Origin of the sequence: Oricola nitratireducens, assembly GCF_014904745.1 — a bacterium.
Lineage (GTDB): Bacteria > Pseudomonadota > Alphaproteobacteria > Rhizobiales > Rhizobiaceae > Oricola > Oricola nitratireducens.
Genome location: NZ_JACZCS010000029.1, coordinates 86,046 through 107,227, shown reverse-complemented (window position 1 = coordinate 107,227; position 21,182 = coordinate 86,046). Strand labels below are relative to the sequence as shown.

At 63.2% G+C, this 21,182-nt stretch carries 15 protein-coding genes; 6 read left to right on the top strand and 9 right to left on the bottom strand.

The window, feature by feature from the left end:
• The 9 genes from ngg to IG169_RS14785 form a co-directional block, all read right to left on the bottom strand.
• On the bottom strand, positions 1-1,405 hold a 1,405-nt coding region (ngg, locus tag IG169_RS14825), incomplete at its 3' end, for an N-acetylglutaminylglutamine synthetase (protein ID WP_193176997.1).
• 9 nt (positions 1,406-1,414) lie between these two features.
• Positions 1,415-3,190 (bottom strand): N-acetylglutaminylglutamine amidotransferase, encoded by a 1,776-nt coding sequence (locus IG169_RS14820; RefSeq protein ID WP_193176996.1) that lies wholly within the window; start codon positions 3,188-3,190, stop codon positions 1,415-1,417.
• A 227-nt stretch (positions 3,191-3,417) separates the two neighbouring features.
• Positions 3,418-4,116, bottom strand: coding sequence for an ABC transporter ATP-binding protein (locus IG169_RS14815; protein ID WP_193176995.1), 699 nt, complete (start codon positions 4,114-4,116; stop codon positions 3,418-3,420).
• Positions 4,113-5,855, bottom strand: a complete 1,743-nt coding sequence (locus tag IG169_RS14810; protein WP_193176994.1) for a branched-chain amino acid ABC transporter ATP-binding protein/permease — start codon at positions 5,853-5,855, stop codon at positions 4,113-4,115. The genes IG169_RS14815 and IG169_RS14810 overlap by 4 nt, the downstream gene beginning before the upstream one ends.
• Complete coding sequence (locus tag IG169_RS14805) at positions 5,833-6,684, bottom strand: branched-chain amino acid ABC transporter permease (RefSeq protein ID WP_193176993.1); 852 nt, start codon at positions 6,682-6,684, stop codon at positions 5,833-5,835. The genes IG169_RS14810 and IG169_RS14805 overlap by 23 nt, the downstream gene beginning before the upstream one ends.
• A 15-nt stretch (positions 6,685-6,699) precedes the next feature.
• On the bottom strand, positions 6,700-7,863 hold the full coding sequence (locus IG169_RS14800) for a substrate-binding domain-containing protein (RefSeq protein ID WP_193176992.1): 1,164 nt from the start codon (positions 7,861-7,863) through the stop codon (positions 6,700-6,702).
• A gap of 22 nt (positions 7,864-7,885) precedes the next feature.
• Entirely contained in the window at positions 7,886-9,298 is a 1,413-nt protein-coding gene (gene iaaH / locus IG169_RS14795) for an indoleacetamide hydrolase (RefSeq protein WP_193176991.1), read from the bottom strand.
• A gap of 91 nt (positions 9,299-9,389) precedes the next feature.
• Complete coding sequence (locus IG169_RS14790; protein ID WP_193176990.1) at positions 9,390-10,106, bottom strand: helix-turn-helix transcriptional regulator; 717 nt, start codon at positions 10,104-10,106, stop codon at positions 9,390-9,392.
• 135 nt (positions 10,107-10,241) lie between these two features.
• Complete coding sequence (locus tag IG169_RS14785; protein WP_210326040.1) at positions 10,242-12,647, bottom strand: DUF3772 domain-containing protein; 2,406 nt, start codon at positions 12,645-12,647, stop codon at positions 10,242-10,244.
• 663 nt (positions 12,648-13,310) lie between these two features.
• Between IG169_RS14785 and IG169_RS14780 the strand changes: the two genes are divergently transcribed.
• The 6 genes from IG169_RS14780 (at position 13,311) to IG169_RS14755 (ending at position 21,161) form a co-directional block, all read left to right on the top strand.
• Positions 13,311-14,840, top strand: coding sequence for an ABC transporter substrate-binding protein (locus tag IG169_RS14780; protein ID WP_210326039.1), 1,530 nt, complete (start codon positions 13,311-13,313; stop codon positions 14,838-14,840).
• Between the two features lie 204 nt (positions 14,841-15,044).
• Positions 15,045-16,001 (top strand): ABC transporter permease, encoded by a 957-nt coding sequence (locus IG169_RS14775; protein ID WP_193177007.1) that lies wholly within the window; start codon positions 15,045-15,047, stop codon positions 15,999-16,001.
• Positions 16,002-16,011: 10 nt separating this feature from the next.
• The gene (locus IG169_RS14770) at positions 16,012-17,073 is read left to right on the top strand and encodes an ABC transporter permease (RefSeq protein ID WP_193176988.1); all 1,062 of its coding nucleotides are present in this window, start codon (positions 16,012-16,014) and stop codon (positions 17,071-17,073) included.
• A gap of 4 nt (positions 17,074-17,077) precedes the next feature.
• Positions 17,078-18,736 (top strand): ABC transporter ATP-binding protein, encoded by a 1,659-nt coding sequence (locus tag IG169_RS14765; protein WP_193176987.1) that lies wholly within the window; start codon positions 17,078-17,080, stop codon positions 18,734-18,736.
• Positions 18,737-19,293: 557 nt separating this feature from the next.
• Positions 19,294-20,061 carry an SDR family NAD(P)-dependent oxidoreductase gene (locus IG169_RS14760; RefSeq protein WP_193177006.1) on the top strand — a complete coding sequence of 256 codons (768 nt, stop codon included), beginning with the start codon at positions 19,294-19,296 and terminating at the stop codon, positions 20,059-20,061.
• A gap of 59 nt (positions 20,062-20,120) precedes the next feature.
• A complete protein-coding gene (locus IG169_RS14755; protein ID WP_193176986.1) occupies positions 20,121-21,161 on the top strand; it encodes an NADP-dependent oxidoreductase in 1,041 nt (346 codons plus the stop codon).
• Positions 21,162-21,182: the final 21 nt, after the last annotated feature.

The window sequence follows — 21,182 nt, the reverse complement described above, 5'->3', positions numbered from 1 at the left end:
GCCGGCTCTGCGCGGCGATGAGTTCGCGGACGGTGCGTTCGCCGTCGCCGACGATCACCGGCGGCCGCCGGATTGCGGCAGCCACGAGCTTGAAGTTGATGACGACGAGGCGAAGGTCTTGGCCTTCGACATATTCCTCCAGCAGGACCGTGTCGGAAACGGCGCGTGCCGCCGTGATGGCCGCCGCGACTTCGTCCGGATCGGAAAGCCCGACGGCAATGCCACGCCCCTGTTCGCCGCGCGCCGGTTTGACGACAACCTTGCCGCAACGCTTGACGAATTCAGCGATCTCGTCCGGGCTTGCGCCGTCGGCGAGCTGTTCGGGGACACGCACGCCGGCGGCGCTCACGATCCGGCGCGTCACCGCCTTGTCGTCGCAGATCGACATCGCGACCGCCGATGTCAGTTCGGACAGGCTTTCGCGGCACAGGATGGAGCGGCTGCCGTGGGTCAGCCGGAAATAGCCGGCCTCCGCATCGACGACCTGGACATGGATGCCGCGCCGCCGCGCCTCGTTGACGATGATCTTGGCGTAGGGATTGAGCGCGTCGTCGGTGTCTGGCCCGGTGAAAAGCGTCTCGTTGATCGGATTCTTGCGCTTGACGTTGAAGAAGGAGACGCGCTGGAAGCCGAGTTTCTCGTACAGCGCGATCGCCTGCTCGTTGTCGTGCAGCACCGAGAGATCGAGGAATGCGGCGCCGCGTACCGTGAAATATTCGGCCAGACGGCGCACCAGCGCCTCGCCGATACCCGGATGGCGGGCCGCCGGATCGACCGCGAGGCACCACAGCGACGAGCCGCGTTCGGGATCCTTGAAGGCGCGCATGTGGTCGACGCCGGTGACCGTGCCGAGCACTTCGCCGGTCTGTTCGTCCTCGGCGACGAAATAGATGATCGTGCGCGCATCGCGCTTCGACCAGAAGAATTCCGGCGGGACCGGGATCATCGACCGCGATGCATAGATCCGGTTGATCGCCTCGGCGTCGGACTGCGAGGTCAGACGGCGGATGAAGAAGCCTTTTGGTCCCCGGCGCGACGGCCGGTAACCGGACAGGTCGAGCCGATAGGTGTGCGACGGGTCCAGGAAGAGTTCCTGCGGCGCATTGGCGAGCAGGACATGCGGATTGCGCACATAGACGGCGATGTCGCGCTGGTCGGGCCGCTCGCCGCGCAGCGCCGCGATCATGGCGGCGGAATCGTCGAAGGTCTGGGCGAAGACGAGACGTCCCCAGCCGCAATCGAGCACGGCGCGCGGCGTCATGTGTTCGGATTCTTCGCCGCGTTGCGCGATCGGCGGCTTCAGCCCCTGTTCGCGCATCCGTTTCAGCCGGTGCGCATAGGCGTCGCTTCCCTGCCGTTCGCGGGCGCCGGCGCCGGATTTCGAACTGTCTTTGCCCTTGGCCATCGGAAATCCTCAGATGCCGTGTGACTGCAGCCACATTTCCAGCAACGCGACCTGCCACAGTTCCGAGCCGCGCAGCGGCGTGATGTGGCTGGCCGGGTCGGCGAACAGCGTTTCGAGATAATCCTGCCTGAACAGGCCGCGTTCGCGCGCCGGCTTCGATCCGAGCGCGTCCTTGACCATGTCGAGATACTCGCCCTGGATGTATTTCAACTGCGGCACCGGGAAATAGCCCTTCTTGCGGTCGATCACCTCGTGCGGAACGACGAGACGCGCGGCATCTTTCAGGACGCCCTTGCCGTGGTCGTGCAGCTTGAACTCCGGCGGGATCGTCGCCGCCAGCTCGACCAGTTCGTGGTCGAGGAACGGCACCCGTGCCTCCAGCCCCCAGGCCATCGTCATGTTGTCCACCCGCTTGACCGGGTCGTCGACCAGCATGACATGCGAATCCAGCCGCAGCGCCCGGTCAACCGGCGTCGCCGCGCCTCCGCGCAGCAGGTGTTCGCTGACGAAGGAGCGGCTGACGTTGCTGTCGGCGATCCAGCGGTCGCCGAGCTGTTTCTTGAGCGTCTCGTGCGTGCGGTCGAAGAACACCTTGGCGTAGTCGCCGACGACGTCGTTGGAATTGGCGAGCGGCGGGTACCAGTGATAGCCGCCGAACACCTCGTCGGCGCCTTGCCCGGACTGCACGACCTTGATGTGTTTTGACACCTCGCGGCTGAGCAGGAAGAAGCCGATATTGTCATAGGAGACCATCGGTTCCGACATCGCAGCGATCGTGTCCGGCAAATGGCTGATCAGGTGATCGGACGGCACGAAAATCTTGTGGTGATCCGTCGCGTAGCGCTCAGCGATCAGGTCGGAATAAACGAATTCGTCGCCCTTTTCGCCATTGGCTTCCTCGAACCCTATGGAGAAGGTCATCAGGTGTTTCTGGCCCTCTTCGGCGAGCAACCCGACGATCAGGCTGGAATCCACCCCGCCCGACAAGAGCACGCCGACGGGAACGTCGGCGACCATGCGGCGACGCACCGAAACGCGCAGCGCTTCCAGCACGCGGTCGCGCCAGTCGTCGCGCGTCAGGCCCGTGTCCTCCGGGCGCCGTTCGTAGGGCGGCGACCAGTAGACCCGGTCGGTAACCGAGCCATCGGCATCGATGCGCCGCGTCGTCGCCGGCGGCAGCTTGCGCACGCCTTTCAGCATCGTGCGCGGCGGCGGCACGACGGCATGGAAGGTCATGTAATTGTGCAGCGCCTCGCGGTCGATGTCGGTGTCGACATCGCCGGCCTTCAACAGCGCCGGCAGGAAAGATGCGAAACGGATGCGCTTGTCGGTCTCCGAATAGTAGAGCGGCTTGATGCCGAACCGGTCGCGCGCCAGCGTCACCGTGCCGGTGTCACGCTCGTGGATCGCGAAGGCGAACATGCCGTGGAATCGCTCGACGCAGGCCTCGCCCCATTTGTGGAACGCCTTGAGCACGACTTCGGTGTCGCCATGCGAGAAGAAGTCGTAGCCGGCAGCGATCAGCTCTTCGCGCAGTTCCGGATAGTTGTAGATGCAGCCGTTGAAGACGATGGTCAGGCCGAGCGCCGGATCGATCATCGGCTGGCCGGCTTTTTCCGACAGGTCGATGATCTTCAGCCGCCTGTGCCCGAAGGCGACGCGCCCCTGCGCGACGATGCCGCTGCTGTCGGGGCCGCGCGGCGCAAGCGTTTCGGTCATCCGTGCCACGGCCGAGGTGTCGGCAAACGCGCCATCGAATCGGATTTCTCCGGCAATTCCACACATATTCGGTTGTTTTTCCTTGTTTTCTGGTCCGGGGAGAGAGCGGGGCAGTTGCTCATCGTGAAGTCGCCAATGGGATCGGCCAGGGCCCGTTTTGGGCCATTCCTGCCCGGGTTGCAAATTTGGGCGGGAAATTTCCGGCGGCCGGCCGGTCCTCGGCCTTCCGTCGGCATGCCTGTAACGGAGTGTAAATTCACCGGCGCGGAAAAGGTTCCGGCCTGAATGGCTGGTCAGAGTTGCAGCCGTTCCGACAGACGGGCGCGCAGGCCGTCCCGTTCCGTGGTCGAATAGACGCATTCGCCGTGATCCAGCAGATACGCCGCATCGGCCACCGCCTCGACGAGGCTCAGATTCTGCTCGACGATCAGGAAAGCGCGGCCGGTTTCTTTTCCGCGCCGGATCGCCTCGGCCATCAGTGCGATGTTTTCCGGCTGAACGCCCTCGGTCGGTTCATCGAGGATCACCAGCACGGTGTCCTCGGCAAGCGCACGGCAGAAGGAGAGGATCTTCTTTTCGCCGCCCGACAGCGTTCCGGCCCTTTGCGTCAGCCGCTCGGACAGGCGCGGGAAGGCCGTGAAAAGGTCGCCGTATCGCTCCAAGGAACGGTCTTTGTGATGCAACGTGAGGTTTTCGGCGACGGTCAGGTTGTCGAACACCACGCCTTCCTGCGGCGCATATCCCATGCCCTGCCTGGCGCGGCCGTGCGCCGGCGCGGCGGTCAGGTCCCGGCCGCGAAACACGACCCGCCCGGAAGACGGTTTCAGCGATCCGGTCACGAGGCGCACCAGGGTGGATTTGCCGACACCGTTGCGGCCGGTGACGCAGGCCACTTCGCCGCCTGCGAGGTCGAGCGAAAATCCGTTGACGACGACGATCTCGCCATAGCCACCGGAAAGATTCTCGACCGAGAGGAGGGGAGCGCCGCTCATTTCGTGCCTCCGGCATAGACGCGCTTCACGTCCGGATTGGCACGTATCTCCGTCATGGTGCCATTCGCCAGCAGCGCGCCCTGGTGCATGACGAGGACATGGTCCGACAGTCGTTCGACGACCTGCATGTCATGCTCGATGATGATGAAGGTGGCTTGCGTCTCGGCGGCGATCGCTGCGATGGCCTCGATCATCTGCCGGGTCTCCTCGGCGGAAAGGCCGGCGCAGGGCTCGTCCAGCAGGACGAGGTCGGGTTCCGCGAGCAGCGTCATCGAGAAATCGAGCATCTGCCGCTGACCGACCGACAGCGAGCCGGCCGATTTTTCGCCCTCGGTCAGAGACGGAAAACGCTGCCGCAATTCGGTGAGCATCTCCGTCGTCCAGGCATAGGGCTGCATCGAGAACATTTCCCGAGCGCTCAGCCGGTTCGCCCATACCGCGATTTCGATGTTCTGGCTGACGGTCAGTTCCGGGAAGATCGACGGCACCTGGAATTTGCGGCCGATGCCGCTCCGTGCCGCGATATAGGGCCGTGTGTTGGCGAGCGATGCGCCGCGCCAGCTGATGTCGCCTGTCGCCAGCGGCAGACGGCCGGTGAGCACGTTGAGCGCCGATGTCTTGCCGGCACCGTTCGGGCCGATGATGCAGTGGATCCCCGTGCGCGAAATGGCGAAGTCGAGCCCGTTGAGGATATTGACCGGCCCCATGCTGACGCCGACAGCATCAAACCTGAGGTCGGGCGCACTGCGATGGCCCCTTTCGGCGAGCGGATGCGGTGCGATACCGGATTTGCCCAACTCCGCCTCGCCGGCGAACAGGCGCAGGACCGACGGAAACAGCCCGCCGATGCCGCCCGGCAGCCGCAGCACGACGGCGATGAACACCAGTGCGACCGCGACCTCCCAGTAGCGGAACGTGTCGCGCAGCCCGGCCGCCATGAAGCCGATCAGCACCGCGCCGACGACGGGACCGATCAGCCCGAAACGCCCGCCGACCGCCGTCCAGATCACGAGTTCGGCCGAAAGCAGGAAGCCGACGGCCTGCGGCGTCACGATGCCCTGGTGCGGCGCATAGAGCGCGCCGGCGAGCCCGGCGACGCCGCCGCTGATCGCGAAGGCTGCCGCCTTGAGCATCGAAGTCCGGAAGCCGAAGAACTGCAGCCGTTCCTCGTTCTCGCGCACCGCGATCAGCAACTGCCCGAACGGCGCCCGCATCACGTGCGCAAGCAGAAGCGTCGAGACAATGAGGGCGCCGACGATGACGAAATAGAGCGTCTCGTAGGTGTCGATGCCGGGCAGCCCGGGTATCCCGGTCATGCCGTTGAACCCGCCGGTGACGCCGTTCAGCGAATTGGCCAACTGGAAACCCAGCATCGAGAGCGCCAGCGTGATCAGCGAGAAATACGGCCCCGAGCCGATCTGCCGGTTGAACACCAGCGCGCCGACGAGCCCGGCCAGAAGCGCCGGGACGAGACAGGCGACGGCAAAGGCGGGAACGAGCAGCGCCCAGCCGACCCCGGCCTTCAGCGCCGCGCCGGCCAGATAGGCGCCGATACCGAAGAACAGCGCCTGTCCGAGCGGCAGGAACCCGGCCCGGCCCCAGCACAGCGCGATGCCCTGCGCGACCATGCCGTAGAGCAGGTAGAGGCCGAGCTGGTAGGCCGTGAAACTGTCGCTCAGGAACGGAAACGCCAGCAGCAGGGCGGCGAGCGCGAGACTAGCGGCGCGAGAAAATGCCATCGGGCCTCAACCACAGGAAAAGAATGGAGATCGTCAGCACGCCCAGATATCCGGCGGTCTTGTCGAAGATCGCGGAAATGACGACGTCTGCGCCGCCGATGATGCCCGATCCGGTCAGCAGGCCCTCGAGCGTGCCGAGCCCGCCGACGACCAGGATGAAGAACGAATTGAGCAGGTAGTCGAGGCCCATATAGGGCTCGACCCGCACCAGCGGCGCGAGAAGAACACCCGCCAGTCCGGCGGTTGCTACACCGGCGATGAAAGTCGCGCGCGACAGCCGCGCCGTGTCGATGCCGACGGCTGCGGCGAGTTCGGGGTTCTCCACCATCGCCTTGATGCGGGCGCCTGTGTTCGAGCGCTGGTACCAGACGAACAGGCCGGCAAACAGCGCCACGATCAGCGCCATCAGAACCAGCCGGTAGGCCGGGTAGTCGATGCCGAAAAACTCGACCGTTCCGGGGAGCGACTGGTCGATGCTCTGGTATTCGCGCCCGAACGTCACCTCGACGCCCTTGCGCATCAGGATCGCAATGCCCCATGTCGCCAGAAACGTGTCGAAGGGCCGGCGATAGAGATGGCGGATGACTGACCACTCGATCAGCCAGCCGAACGCACCGCAGACGAAGAGGGCGAGCGGGATCGCCAGCACATAGGGCAGGCCGGCCTGTTGCACCATCAGCGCGCTATAGGCGCCGAGCATGACGAATTCGCCATGCGCCATGTTCATAACGCCGAGCAGGCCGAAAACCACCGCGAGCCCCAGGACGATCAGCCCCAGGGTTGCGGTGGAATAGGCGAAGTTCAGGCCGTAGGTCGCGACAAGCTCCATCGCCTGGCAGTCTCCTCAGCCGCAGTTCTTGCCGGGGTCGACGTTGGCGAACGTCTTGACGACGTGGAAGGACGCGCCGTCGGCCTCGGCGAGATAGATGTCCTTGGCGACGTGGCGGTCGGACATCGTCGCGGCGCCGCGCGGGCCGTCATAGGACGTGCCGTCGGCGATGGCATCCATGTCAGCCGCCGACAGCGATTTCGCCCTTTCGGCCAGCGCGTTGAGCAGCAGCACGCCTTCGTAGCAGGATTCGCCAAGCGAATTGAGCGCGGCCGCGTCGGCGCCGAATTTCGCCGCGTATTTCTCGGCGAAGGCCTTGGCCGCCGGCGTGTCGATATTGGCGAAGTAGCCGGCCGACGAGTAGAGGCCCTTGGAGTTTTCCGCGCCGATGCCGGCCAGCGTGTTCTCCTCGATCAGCGTGCCGAGCCGGATCGCGCTGTCGGCGAGGCCAAAGCTCGCGAAGGCGCGGTTGAAGCCGACCGACGCGCCCCCGACCAGCGTGATCAGGACAGCATTAGCGCCGGTATCCCTGATCTTGGCGAGGTTGGAATCGAAATTGTCCGCGGTGAACGGCAGGTATTCCTCTCCGACGACTGTTCCGCCAGAGGCTTCGATATAGCCCTTGGCGGCGGCATTGGTGTCGCGCGGCCAGTTGTAGTCATTCCCGATCAGGTACCATTTCGAGGCGCCTTTTTCCGATGCCAGCCACGGGATGACCGGAGCCAACTGCTGTTCCGGCGTCTCGCCGATGACATAGGTGCCGGGCGAGCATTCGCCGCCCTCGTAGACGGGTGTGTAGATATAGGGCACCTGGCCCTTGAACAGATTGGTCAGCGCGCCGCGCACGGCGCTGTCATGCATGCCGATGAAGGCTTCGGCCTTCTCGCCCTTCCAGAGTTTCAGCGCGGCCTGGGTCGCGTCGGCGGGCGGTCCGCCGACATCGGCGAAGAGCGGCTCGATCGGACGGCCGAGAATGCCGCCGGCGGCATTGATCTCGTCGACGGCCATCTGGGCGCAGTTCTGCGACGACGGCCCGAACAGGCCGGCCGGTCCCGACAGCGGGATCAGGATACCGACCTTGATCGGGCTTGCGGCGAGCGCGGAGGTCAGTGGCTTGGCCGTCAGCGCGGTCGTAACGGCGACGCCGAGCGACGTCTTGATGAAATCGCGTCTTTTCATGGTTTTCTCCCGGTTTTCTGTTTCAAGCGGACGCGGGCCTCGCGTCGAATGCGAATACGGCTTCGATGGCGGCGGCGATGGCGAGCAGGCGGTCGTCCGACAGCACGGGTCCGTCCAGTTCCATGCCGAGCGGCAGGCCGTCCGGGCCGAGGCCGCTTGGCAGGCTGATGCCCGGGATCCCGGCGTTGCTGGCCGGATCGGTGTTTCGGATGAAGGTCGGGAATGTTGGCAGGCGTTCGCCGTTCAGTTCCACGGTTTCGTCGTCGCCGATTGGACGCGCCGGAAGTGGCGCCGTCGGAAAGATGATCGCGTCGATCTTGTGGGTCTCGAAATAGCCGGCATAGGCGGCCTGCAGGCGCGGCCTGTCCTCGTCCATCGCCTTTCGATAGGCGGCTTCCGGCATTGCCTCGGGCCCCATCTGGGAGGCGAACAGCCCTTTCACGTCCGGACTGCCGATCCCGTCGAGAATATCCTGCATCGTCAGGTCGAGGCCGTTGTCGCGCAGATAGCGCGGCAGGTCCTGCATGAATTCGTAGAGTGCCACGGGGAAGCTGACGGCGGCGTTGATTTCGCCGATATCGGCGATGTCGGCTTCGACGAGCGTCACCCCGGCATCGGTGAGCGCCTTCAGCGACGCGTCCGCATTGGCGGCGACTGCCGGATCGAGATTGTCGTAGAAATAGCCGAGCGGTACGCCGAGGCGCAGCCCCGCGAGGAAGATAGGGGTCGCCTCGGTGCCGCTGCCCGCCATGACCCGGTCGAGCAATCGCGTATCGGCGACCGAGCGCGTGATTGGACCGGCCGTGTCGCGGGTATGGCTAATCGGGACGATGCCGTCGCCGGAATAGCGTCCGACGGTCGGCCGGAAGCCGACAAGGCCGCATAGTGAAGCCGGAAGCCGCACCGATGCACCGGTGTCCGTGCCGACGCCGCCGGGAAACATGCGCCCGGCAACCGCCGCGGCGACGCCGCCGCTCGATCCGCCCGGGATCATCGCCGGATTCCAGGGATTGCGCGCCGCGCCGGTCACGCCGTTGTTGGACGTGATGCCGAAGGCGAGCTCGTGCATGTTGCCGGTGCCGCCGAGCAGCGCGCCGGCATCGAACAGCGCCTTCGCCACCGGGGCGGGCGCTGCGGCGACATGGTCTGCGAGCGCGCCGGTAGCCGCGCCGGTCGGCAGAATGCCGGTATTGATATTGTCCTTGAGACAGAGCGGAATGCCGCCGAGGCCTTCGCCGGCCTTGCCGGATGTATCGACCACGTCGGCGGCGTCCAGCAACTTGCCCCAGTCGCTTGAAACCAGGGCGTTCAGCGACGCCTGGTCCTCGCAGCGCGCGATCAGCGCCCGGGCGTATTCGCGGGCGGAGAAGCGGCGCGCGGCAAGGCCGTCCAGCGCTTGCGTGATCGTCAGGTCGAAAAGCTCTTGATGCGGCAAGTGTCCCTCCGGAAATGCTGTCGGACCGTGGGGACAATGATGGCTGTGGCTAAAACGGAATTCCTATCCTCAGTATTGAGGATTTTCGCGTTCAGTGGACGACCTTGGACAGCAGTTGAGTGCGTCCCGAGATACCGAATTTCTCGTAGATGTGCTTCAGGTGTGAGCGCACCGTCGTAAACGATATGCCGTATTTGTCCGCAATTTTCTGGTCGGAAAGACCCGCGAGAACGGCCGCGCAGATTTCCTTTTCGCGCGCGGTCAGCACGGCGCTGTCGGCGGCCTGGTCGAGGGCTGCGAGCAGATCCATCTTGCCGCGTTCCGCACCTTCCCGCGCCAGCGCCGTCCGCATTGCATTGGTGAAGGCCGGGCCGATCGCGTCGAGGATTTCCACTTCGCGGCGGGAGAAGTCTTCCTTGTTCTTCCCGCGCCAGATCCGCAGGTCGCCGATATTGGTGCCGCCGGCATAGGCATAATAGTTGACGCCGAAATGCAGGCCGTCGCGCGCCAGGAAATCGTTGAAGAACTCGGTCTTCTCGAAGCGGCGGCGCGCCATGATCTCGCTGACGCCGGTGGCGGAACGGCGCCTTTGCAGCACCGGGGTGATCGGGTCGCGGAACCGGTAGTAGGTCTCGTAGGAAGTGAGGTTGTCGTCGGACATGTTGATCGACACCCGTTCTGCGAACGTGCTGTTTTCGCTGTCCCAAACATAAGAGGCGAAATGATCGGCATCGAGCAGGTCGAGAAGCGTCCGGCCGACGCGCAGGCGCAATTCGCGCGCATCATGGCCGGCCGAAAGGTCTCGCATGATGCGAAACACGATATCCGCTTCTCGGGCCGATAGGTTCAAAGGCAGGCTCCACCAAGAGACAAGGAACTTCACGAAAACGATACACCGGCGCTGTTCGGCTATCAACGTCCGCCTGATCGCCCGCGGCCTCCGCTATTTTACGGGCGCCGCTTTCCTGCGTCCCTCGATGGCGGTGACCAGCCGGTCGATGTCGCGCAAATGGATATCGCGCTGCGGGAATGGGATCTCGATCCCGTTCTCGCCCAGTTCGACATAGATAGCGAAAAGCAAGTCGGAATGCGCGCTCAGAATGTCGCCGATATCCTTGAGGAAGCAGCGCAGCTCGAAATCGAGTGAACTTTCTCCCAGTCCCATGAACAGTACCGTCGGCTCTGGATCGCGCGCGATTGCGGGATGCGCCTTTGCGGCTTCGTGAAGGATCGATTTCGTTTTCTCCAGGTCGCTGCCATAGGCGACGCCGACCGGCAGGATCAGGCGCCCGGTCTTGTTGGTCAGCGTCATGTTCTTGACGATTCCCGCGATCAGGTCGGAATTGGGAACGATAACGTCGTGACGGTCGAAGGTCTCGATACGGGTCGAACGCACCGAGATCTTGCGAACGAGTCCGGATTGTCCCGACACCTCGATCCAGTCGCCTTCCTTGATCGGCCGTTCGATGAGCAGGATGATCCCGGAAACGAAATTCGACACGATCGTTTGCAGGCCGAAACCAATACCCAGCGAAAGCGCGCCGGCGACGACGGCGAGGCTCGAAAGATTCAGTCCCGCGGCGGACACGGCGGCGAGCGCGGCGACGGTCATGCCGACATAGCCGAAACCGGTCACCAGCGCGTTCTTCGCGCCAGGATCGAGACGGGTTCTCGGCAGCACGGAAATGCGCAGGAGTTGCTGCAGCCAGCGTGTGATCAGCATCCCGATCGCAAAGACGACGACGAGCGTGATGACGACGTCGAGCGAGATGCGCATGTCGCCGATTTCGACGCCCTCGGTCAGAAGGCGCCAGACCTCGCCGATATCGGTCGGGCGCGCGCCCCATGTCAGCGCGAGAAGGGGAGATAGGGCAAGCGCCAGCATGAACACGACCGCGATGGGCAGAAGCGACATCAGGCCTTCGAATCCGTCCCGCTCGTGGCCGACGATCGCCGCCGCGGCGCCCATGATGAGGTGATAGAGAAACAGTCCGAAGCCGAGCAGGCCGATGGTCAGGATCATTGGAACCATCGCCTGCCGGGCGAGATTGACATAACCGATCAGGATCAGGGCGATCGCGGCGATCGCGGCGATTTTCATCAGCCACGCCAGGAGGTTCAGGAATCCGGTGTCCAGGTGTTCGCCCGGTTCGGCCGTGTTTTCACGCGTCATGTCGGCGCGTTTTTTCTGAAACAGCGTTGCCAGGCGCCAAAGGAAGAAGCTGGCCGCGAAAATCACGGGCGCCGACATCACCGCGACCGAGGCCGGCGTGAACAGGAAATCCGCCTCGGCCGATTCCAGCACCAGTTGGAGCGCGAGGATCAGTCCCAGTCCCTGGCACAGCCGCAGCCCCCGGCGGGCTTCGGAAACCTCGAGCGGCAGCATCCGGAACATCGCGATATTTGGCTTGAAGAGTATGTATCCGAGCCAGTTCGCGATAATCATGAAGCTCGCGATGGCCGGTGCCTGCATGATCAGGGTCTTGGCTGAAAAAGGCATGATGCCGGCGGTGTTGACGGCGGCGAGAATTGCCACGACGCCGAGCGTTGGCAGAAAGAGGCGCGAGAAGCTTTCCATGACGGCGAGAACGGCCCGGCGGCGGCCGGTTGCCTTGTCGATTGCCCTTTCGAACCGGTTGACGGCGAGCGGCTGGACAAGCACGAGCACGAGCACGCCGAAGACGAGCAGAATGACGATCGCGGACCCCGCGTCGCGCAACTGTCGGGCCGTATCGGGTTCCTCGATCGAGGCGGCGATCTGCTGCGAGATCCGCGTGTAATAGGAGCCGATTTCGCGTCCGGTCGCCAGCCAGTTCGTCGGCATGAGCGGGGAGGGGTAACGTTTGAGAAGCTTCTCCGCATCGCGGTCGCGGATGATGCGGTCGATTTCCTGGATCAGGACGTCGGCCCGCCGGTTCGCCTCCTGGGCGGCGAGGATCGGAGCGTTTGCCTTCCCGATTTCCGCGGTCAGTTGCGCGCGGCGAACGGAGATTTCTGTTGGTTCCGTTTCGCCCTCGGCGGGCGGCGGACCGAGCGTTTCAAGCTGCGCCTGCAGCGTCTTGACCGCGATGCTGCCGCGCTGGACGATTTCGGACGTGGTCCGGCGCACTTCGGCGAGTTCGGCGCGTATTTGCTCCGGATTTGCCGTCGATGCGGTGCCTTCGTCGATGATCGCCTCGATGCGTTTGAATGTGGCATTCCAGGACGCTTCGTCACTTGCCTGCGGCGTGTCCTCCTGGGCGTGGGCCAGCTGGGCCGGGAAACCCGACAGAAGCATCAGCAGCATAATCAGCGGAAAGAGCACGCTACGCGCCTTGTCGCGGCGATCTGCAACCATAAAAAACTCCATCGATATCCTCCCGCCGTCGTCGGCAAGCTTTCCGGCGCGCCTCGAGGCCAGACATGCGAACGACAGAATGTCCCCGGAATCTTGACGTTACGGAAGCTACCGCAAGTGTCAAATAGCGGTTGCCGGCCTTTTGCTTTGATTTGACTTGCGGTGCGCGGCGGGCCCGAGCCCGGGCCGGTTCGTCGGAGCCCTCCGCGAATACGGTCATGGCGGAGTCGCAGTCGCCTTTCGACAAGGTCCAAAGCGCTTCGAATTTGCGCTTCCAAGCGCTGCCGATGCGGGATGACTCCTCGGAACCGTGCTCCGTCCCGACTGGAGATCGTGAATTTCCGGAGTGCGCTAACTCCCTTTTATTGCTGGGGATTTCGCCGCGAATGCACCGGCAACGCCAATGCTTGGGCCGAGCCGGTTGATTGGAAAATCCTGCTCGACGGGTAGAACTCGCAAGATGTTCGTGTTTAGTTGCGAAATTGTCGCATTCTGACCATCAGAAATTCGCGGCTGGGAGGAGCCTTTTGAGGTCATTTGTCAGAGTACTGACTGTGCTCGATGGGAGAAACAGGACAGCAGAGGATTAGCAATATGACGAAGAAATATCACCAGAATATGTTGGACAAGATTGCCGAGGAAGCTCGACGCGGAAGAATTTCTCGCCGGGACTTCATGCATTACTCTATGGCTGCCGGTGTGACGGCAACAACAGCGACCGGCCTTTGGACGAAGGAAGCTGCCGCGCAGCCCAAGAAAGGCGGCAATTTCCGCTGGGGCCTGCATGACGGCAACACGTCCGACACGCACGATCCGGGCACCTATGTGACCCGCCAGATGATCTTCCTCGCCCATACTCATCGCAGCTATCTTACGATGATCAATGGCGACGGGTCGCTTGGACCGGACCTCGCCGATAGCTGGTCGGCAAGTGACGACGCCTCGGAATGGACGTTCGAGCTGACGAAAAACGCGACGTTCCACAGCGGCAAGAAGCTGACGGCGGATGATGTGATTGCCTCGCTCAACCACCATCGCGGCGACAAGACGACGTCGGCCGCCAAGGCGCTTCTGACCGACGTGACCGACATCACCAAGGATGGTGACTATACGGTCAAGGTTGCGTTGAAAGGTGGCAATGCCGACTTCCCGTGGCTGATGACCGACTACCACATGGCGATCTGCCCGGCCAATGACGACGGTACGATCGACTGGAAATCCGGTGACGGCACGGGCCCCTACAAGATCGACAGCGGCGAGTTCGGCGTTCAGTGGAAGCTTTCCAGGCATGAAGGCTGGCACCGCGAAGGCGCTTATTTCGACACGGTCGAAATTCTCGTTCTGAACGATCCGAACGCCCGCCAGACCGCGCTGGTGACCGGCGACGTGCACAGCGTGTCGCTCGTCGAACTCAAGACGATGGCGCTGCTGCAGCGTGACAAGAACATCGTCATCGACAATGTGCCGTCGGCTGCGGCTATCACCATGCCGATGTTCTGCGACACGGCGCCGTTCGACAATGTCGATGTCCGCAACGCCATGAAACTGGCGATGAACCGCGACGAGATCATCGAAAAGATCACCTTCGGCGCAGCAACCAAGGCCAACGACTTCCACCTGTCGCCGGCGCAGCCCTACTGGCCGGACGATATTCCGCAACGCGAATACGATCCGGATCAGGCGAAGTCGCTTCTCAAGAAGGCCGGCGCAGAAGGACTGAAGGTCAACCTCAGCACGGCCGACAGCGTCTATGCCGGCGCGGTCGACATGGCGGTTCTCTACGCCGAGCACGCCAAGGCCGCTGGCATCACGGTCAACGTCGTCCGCGAGCCCAATGACGGCTACTATTCGGATGTCTGGCTCGTGAAGCCGTTCACGCTCGTGTCCTGGGGCGCGCGTCCGACACCGGACGTCATGTTTACCCTGGCCTACAAGGACGACGCAGCCTGGAACGAATCGCACTGGAAGAACCCGCGCTTCAACGAACTGCTCCTGCAGGCGAAGGGCGAACTCGATGACACGCTGCGCGCCGAGATGTACCGCGAGATGTGCATGCTGATGCGTGACGATGGCGGCACCATCATCCCGTTCTTCAACAATTTCGTCTACGCGCACCGGTCGAATGTCGGTGTGCCGGATCAGCTTGCGGCAAGTTGGGAGTGCGACGGCGCTCGCGCGGCAAGCCGTTGGTGGTTCAATTCCTGATTTCGCATCAGGTCCGTTCCCGGCGCACAAATCGTGCGCCGGGAACGAAATAATCATGAGCGGTTCCGCGATACCGGAATTGCATGATAGCCTCGGCAACGGTCGCCACCGGTCAGGACTGACTGGTCAGGCCGGCGGCAACCGAAGCACGTTGGCACTCCGGCCGACTCGTCCGCGTCGGCGTGAACTACCTGGAGGGACATGATGGGGGATATCCTGAGACTCGTGGCAAGGCGGCTCGGGTTGGGCGTTGTCACACTTTTTGTGGTTTCGATCCTGATCTTTTTCGCGGTCGAGCTGCTACCGGGAGATATTGCGGAAGCGGTTCTGGGGCAGAGCGCCACACAGGAAACCGTTGCCGCGATGCGAGAGCAACTCGGCCTCGACCGGCCTGCGCCGGTGCGTTACGTCGAATGGCTTAGCGGCGCTGTGCAGGGTGATTTCGGCGTTTCGCTGGTTTCCGGCGAACGCGTCAGCGCGGCGATCGGGCCGCGCTTCAGGAATACGCTGTTCCTTGCCGCCTACGCCGCAGTGATCGCGGTGCCGTTGGCGATTATCCTCGGCATCATCGTGGCACTGTTGCGCAACACGGTGTTCGACCGGGTCGCCAACGTGCTGACGCTAACATCGATATCATCACCGGAATTCTTCCTCGGATATATCCTCATATTATATCTTTCGGTGAAAACGAGCATGTTTCCGGCCATCGCCAGTCTGAGTCACGGCATGAGTTTCGGCGACCTGCTTTACCGATCGTTCTTGCCCGCGCTGACGCTGGTTCTTGTGGTCACGGCGCACATGATGCGCATGACGAGGGCCGCGATCATCAACCTGCTTGCCTCTCCCTATATCGAGATGGCGAGGCTCAAGGGCGTTCCGCCATGGAAGGTGATCGTGCGTCACGCGCTGCCCAATGCCTGGGCGCCGATCATCAACGTCGTGGCGCTGAACCTCGCATACCTCATTACCGGCGTTGTCTTGGTCGAGGTGGTGTTCGTCTATCCGGGCGTCGGCCAGTTGCTTGTCGACGCGGTCAGCAAGCGTGACTTCCCGGTGGTCCAGGCCTGTTGTCTGATTTTCGCGGCAACCTTCATCCTGCTCAATCTGGCAGCCGATGTCGGTTCTATCCTGACCAACCCGCGTCTGCGGCATCCGAAGTGAGGGGCAGGTCATGAGCTATTTTGTCGTTGGCTATTACGCCCTTCTCATCGGCCTGTCCTGCCTTGCCGCCTATTACAAGCAGCGCACGCCCTTCATGTTGCTGTTCTCGCTGACGCTTGCGTCCTTCATCATGGGGATCATCGGCGGCGTATCGGCACTTTGGACGGTCACGCTTGCCGCCGGCGCCCTCGCGCTCGCGGCCGGCACGTCATACGCGTTCCGGGAATTCCTTGTCATCATCCTGCCGAGGGAAACGGCCAAGGAAATCAAGACCGCGCCGCTGACCGCCTCATTCGGGATGTTCGTCATTTTCACCTATGCGATCGCCGGCATATTCGCGCCGATCATCGCTCCGCATGGCGAGTCCCAGGTAATCGCGTCGGCCTTCGCGCCGCCGGACGAAACCATGCTGCTCGGCGCCGACCAGCTGGGCCGCGACATGTTCAGCCGGATCATCTTCGGAGCGCGCAACTCCGTCGGCCTCGCGCTCATCGCCACGCTGCTGGCGTTCTTCATGGGGGCGATTGGCGGTCTCTTCGCGGCAACGAAGGGAGGCTGGTTCGACCAGCTCCTGGGGCGTATCGCCGATGTGATCATGTCGGTGCCTTCGCTGATCTTCGCGCTGCTGATCCTGAGTATCTTCGGCACCAATCTTGCCGTGATCGTGGTCGTTGTCGCCGTCATCTATTCGCCGAGAGTGTTTCGTCTTTCCCGCGCGGTGGCGGGCAATGTGGTCGTGATGGATTACATCGAGGCGGCAAAGCTGCGCGGCGAGGGGACGTGGTACCTGATCCGGCGCGAAATCCTGCCGAACTCGACCGCTCCGCTGATCGCCGAATTTGGCCTGGAGTTCTGCTTCGTGTTCCTTCTGATCGCGGGGCTGTCCTTCCTCGGGCTCGGCATTCAGCCGCCGACGGCCGACTGGGGCTCGATGGTGCGCGAGAACGCCACCCTGATCTCGTTCGGCGACATGACGCCATTGATCCCGGCGGCTGCGATCGCGTTGCTGACCGTGTCGGTCAACTTCGTGGTCGACTGGATGCTCTATCGTTCCTCCGGATTGAAGGAATAATCAGATGACGACGACGAAACAGAAGAAAGATATCCTCCTCAACATCAAGGATCTGCGGATCGAGGGGTATTCGGACGAGAAATGGATCGAGATCGTCCACGGCATCGACCTGACGCTGCATCGGGGCGAGGTCCTCGGCCTGATCGGCGAATCCGGCGCCGGCAAGTCCACCATCGGGCTTGCCGCGATGGGATTCGCCCGCGACGGTTGCCGTATTTCCGGCGGCTCGATCGAGTTCGACGGAATGGAGCTGACGACGACGCCGGAATCGGATCTGAGGGCCTTGCGCGGCTCGCGGATCGCGTATGTGGCCCAGTCCGCCGCGGCCTCGTTCAATCCGGCGCACAAGATCATCGACCAGCACACCGAGGCGCCGATCCAGTACCGGATCTCGAAGCGTCTGGATGCGCAGGAAGACGCGATGCAGCTCTACGAGCGGTTGCGGCTGCCCAATCCAACCGAAATCGGCTTCCGCTATCCGCACCAGGTGTCCGGCGGCCAGTTGCAGCGCGCCATGACGGCGATGGCGATGGCCTGCCGACCGGATCTCATCATATTCGACGAGCCGACTACGGCTCTCGACGTGACGACCCAGATCGAGGTCCTCGCGGCAATCCGCGACATTGTTGACCAGTTCAACACGGCGGCGATCTACATCACGCACGATCTGGCGGTCGTCGCCCAGATGGCCGATACGATCAAGGTGCTGCTGAAGGGCAACGAAGTCGAGGAAGCCTCGACGGTGGAGATGCTGGAGAATCCCAAGGAGGACTACACCAAGAGCCTCTGGGCCGTGCGCAGCTTCCAGCGCCCGCAGAAGTTGCGCCCCGGTGGAGATGCCGTGCCGGTCGTCTCGGTTCAGAACATCGACGCCGCCTATGGCGACACGAAGGTGCTCGAAGACGTCTCGTTCGATATTTATGAGGGGATGACCGTCGCGGTTGTGGGCGAATCGGGTTCGGGCAAGTCGACCACCGCACGCTGCATCACGGGACTTCTGCCCCCCACCAAGGGGCAGATCCTGTTCAAGGGCGAGGCCCTTCCGCCGAGTTACAAGAACCGCACCAAGGACCAGTTGCGCCAGGCGCAGATGATCTACCAAATGGCCGACACGGCGCTGAATCCCAAGGTCAAGATCAGCGAGATTATCGGCCGGCCGGCGCGGTTCTACAGCGGATTGCATGGCGCGGCGCTGAAGAACAGGGTTGATGAATTGCTCGATCTCATCGAGCTCGAACCCTCGAAATACTACAACCGCTACCCGCCCGAATTGTCCGGCGGACAGAAGCAGCGGATCGGCATCGCCCGCGCGCTCGCGGCCGAACCGACCTTCATCATATGCGACGAGGTCACGAGTGCGCTCGACCAACTGGTCGCCGAGGGTATCCTGCGGCTTCTCGACCGCCTGCAGAAGGAACTGAACCTGGCCTACATGTTCATTACCCACGATCTGGCAACGGTGCGATCAATCGCCGACGAAGTCGTGGTCATGCAGAGGGGCAAGGTTGTCGAGCAGGGACCGAAGGAGGAGATGTTCCAGCCTCCGCACCACGCCTATACCGACCTGTTGTTGTCATCGGTGCCGGAGATGGATCCGAACTGGCTGACCACGCTGCTCGAGGAGCGCGGCGTCGACAATGTCGGAGAGGCGGCCGATGTCTAGAGATCACCCTTCGCACGAGCGCGAAGGGCATCGTCATAAGATGATATGAGATGTACGGACGCGCCGGTTTGGCGCGTCCAGACCCATCAGGTCATCGACATCGCCGACAGGACCATCGTGCCAACGATGACTGCGTAGACGCCGACCAATGCGGGCCAGGAAGCGCCACGCATGCGGTATTCGCGGATGAGATCGTCGCGGTTCATGGTCGCCTCCTTTTGAACTTCTGACACCTGGGTGAAATCGACGGATCGCGGTTTGTTTCGCGATGCCCGTCAATTACGCGCCATTCGCATAAATATTGTGCACATTCAAGACAAAACCAAGTCGCCGCCTATGCGTATTTCACATGGCTGATACCCGTTTTCTTCAGGGCTCACAGCGCGAATCTCGTCCGGCCCCGAATATGGGAATTCGCGCAAGGATTTTCAGGGTCGCAGGCCGGTAAATTCCTGGACTGGATCTTCGTAATTCTTCCTCCACAGAGGGTGCCGACAGCATGGCGAATTTGCGGTAATCATGCGGTCGGGACCGGCAATAGAAAGGGACAGACGATGATGCCTGCAATGCCATTCTCACTCGACGGAAAGATCGCCGTCATCACCGGGTCGAGCCGCGGCATCGGCCGGGCGATTGCCGAAACGATGGCCGGGCTCGGGGCGAAGGTCGTCGTCTCGTCGCGTAAGGCGGAAGCCTGCGAACCGGTCGCCGAGGCCGTCCGCAAGAATGGCGGCGAAGCGGCCGTCATCCCCTGCAACATCTCGCACAAGCCGGAGGTCGAAGGCCTGATCGCCGGGACGGAAAATGTCTTCGGTGCTCCGGATATCCTCGTCTGCAATGCCGCGGTCAATCCCGCCTACGGACCGCTCGGAGACCTGACCGACGAAGCCTTCGACAAGATCATGGGATCGAACGTCAAGAGCAATCTGTGGCTCTGCAACCGGGTGATCCCGGCGATGAAGGAGAAGGGCGGCGGCGCGATCGTCATCATCTCCTCGATTGCCGGCATGCGCGGCAATCCGGTCATCGGCGGATACGGGATTTCCAAGGCGGCCGACTTCGCGCTGGCGCGCAATCTCGCGGTCGAGCACGGGCCGGCCAATGTGCGCGTGAACTGCATCGCGCCGGGCCTCGTGAAGACCGATTTCGCCCGCGCGCTTTGGGAGGACGAGAACAACCTCGTCCAGCGGACGAAAAACACGCCCTTGCGCCGCATCGGACTACCCGAAGAGATCGGCCCGGTCGCCGCGTTTCTTGCCTCGCCCGCGGCAAGCTTCATTACCGGGCAGGTAATCGTCGCCGACGGTGGCGTAACCATCGCCTAGCGGGAAGAATGCGGGTAACACTCTTGCCTGGACAGCACTTGGCAAAGCGGAGGAACTTCATGCCCGATGAAATGCAGAGGATTGTACTTGCCAAGCGTCCCGAGGGCCGTCCCGGGCCGGAGAACTTCCGCCTGGAGCGCGTGGCGATGCCGCGCCCCGGCGAGGGTGAGGTGCTGTTGCGCGTCCTCTGGATGTCGCTCGATCCCTATATGCGCGGCCGGATGGACGATGCGAAATCCTACGCGACGCCCGTCAAGGTCGACGAGCAGATGGGCGGCGGCGCGGTCGGTGAAGTGATCGAAAGCCGCTCCGACAGGTTCGCGCCCGGCGACATCGCGATGGGCATGTTCGGCTGGGCGAGCCATGGCGTCGTTCGCGCGGCGGAACTCAGGAAGGTCGATCCGACGATCGCGCCGGTGACCACGTCGCTGGGCGTGCTCGGAATGCCCGGCTTCACCGGCTGGTACGGATTCAACACAATCGGACGTCCCAAACAGGGTGAGACGCTCGTCGTCGGCGCGGCGACGGGCCCGGTCGGATCGATGGTCGGCCAGCTTGCGCGCCACAAGGGGCTGCGCGCGATCGGCGTCGCCGGCGGGGCCGAGAAATGCGCTTTCGCCGTCGAGCAGCTCGGCTTCGATGCCTGTATCGATCACCGCGCAGCCGCCGATGCCCGCGCGCTGCGCGCCGCCCTGGCGGACACCTGTCCGGACGGAGTCGACATCTATTTCGAAAACGTTGCCGGCAAGACGCTGGAGGCCGTGCTGCCGCTGATGAATGTCGGCGGGCGGATCCCGATCTGCGGCATGGTCGCCTGGTACAATGCCGGCGCGCTCGGCGGCGGCGCGAGTGACGGGCCCGACCGGCTGCCGAAAGTCTGGCGAACCATCCTCGTCAACCGGCTTACCGTGAGTGGCTTCATCATTTCGGATCATTTCGACCGCTTCGGCGAATTCCTCGCCGAGGTCGGGCCGCTTGTCCGTGCCGGCAAGATCGCCTACCGCGAGGATGTCACCGAGGGCCTCGAGAACGCGCCCGACGCGTTTCTGCGGATGCTCGACGGAAAGAATTTCGGAAAGACGCTCGTCAAGGTTGCCTGACGCGACCATGACAGCGGCGCC

Coding starts and splice junctions, on each gene's coding strand:
- IG169_RS14785 (WP_210326040.1), bottom strand. CDS start 12,647: ATGGAGTTTTTTATGGTTGCAGATCGCCGCGACAAGGCGCGTAGCGTG.
- IG169_RS14805 (WP_193176993.1), bottom strand. CDS start 6,684: ATGGAGCTTGTCGCGACCTACGGCCTGAACTTCGCCTATTCCACCGCA.
- IG169_RS14770 (WP_193176988.1), top strand. CDS start 16,012: ATGAGCTATTTTGTCGTTGGCTATTACGCCCTTCTCATCGGCCTGTCC.
- IG169_RS14820 (WP_193176996.1), bottom strand. CDS start 3,190: ATGTGTGGAATTGCCGGAGAAATCCGATTCGATGGCGCGTTTGCCGAC.
- IG169_RS14800 (WP_193176992.1), bottom strand. CDS start 7,863: ATGAAAAGACGCGATTTCATCAAGACGTCGCTCGGCGTCGCCGTTACG.
- IG169_RS14810 (WP_193176994.1), bottom strand. CDS start 5,855: ATGGCATTTTCTCGCGCCGCTAGTCTCGCGCTCGCCGCCCTGCTGCTG.
- IG169_RS14780 (WP_210326039.1), top strand. CDS start 13,311: ATGCATTACTCTATGGCTGCCGGTGTGACGGCAACAACAGCGACCGGC.
- IG169_RS14760 (WP_193177006.1), top strand. CDS start 19,294: ATGCCTGCAATGCCATTCTCACTCGACGGAAAGATCGCCGTCATCACC.
- IG169_RS14815 (WP_193176995.1), bottom strand. CDS start 4,116: ATGAGCGGCGCTCCCCTCCTCTCGGTCGAGAATCTTTCCGGTGGCTAT.
- IG169_RS14790 (WP_193176990.1), bottom strand. CDS start 10,106: ATGCGAGACCTTTCGGCCGGCCATGATGCGCGCGAATTGCGCCTGCGC.
- IG169_RS14755 (WP_193176986.1), top strand. CDS start 20,121: ATGCCCGATGAAATGCAGAGGATTGTACTTGCCAAGCGTCCCGAGGGC.
- IG169_RS14775 (WP_193177007.1), top strand. CDS start 15,045: ATGGGGGATATCCTGAGACTCGTGGCAAGGCGGCTCGGGTTGGGCGTT.
- IG169_RS14765 (WP_193176987.1), top strand. CDS start 17,078: ATGACGACGACGAAACAGAAGAAAGATATCCTCCTCAACATCAAGGAT.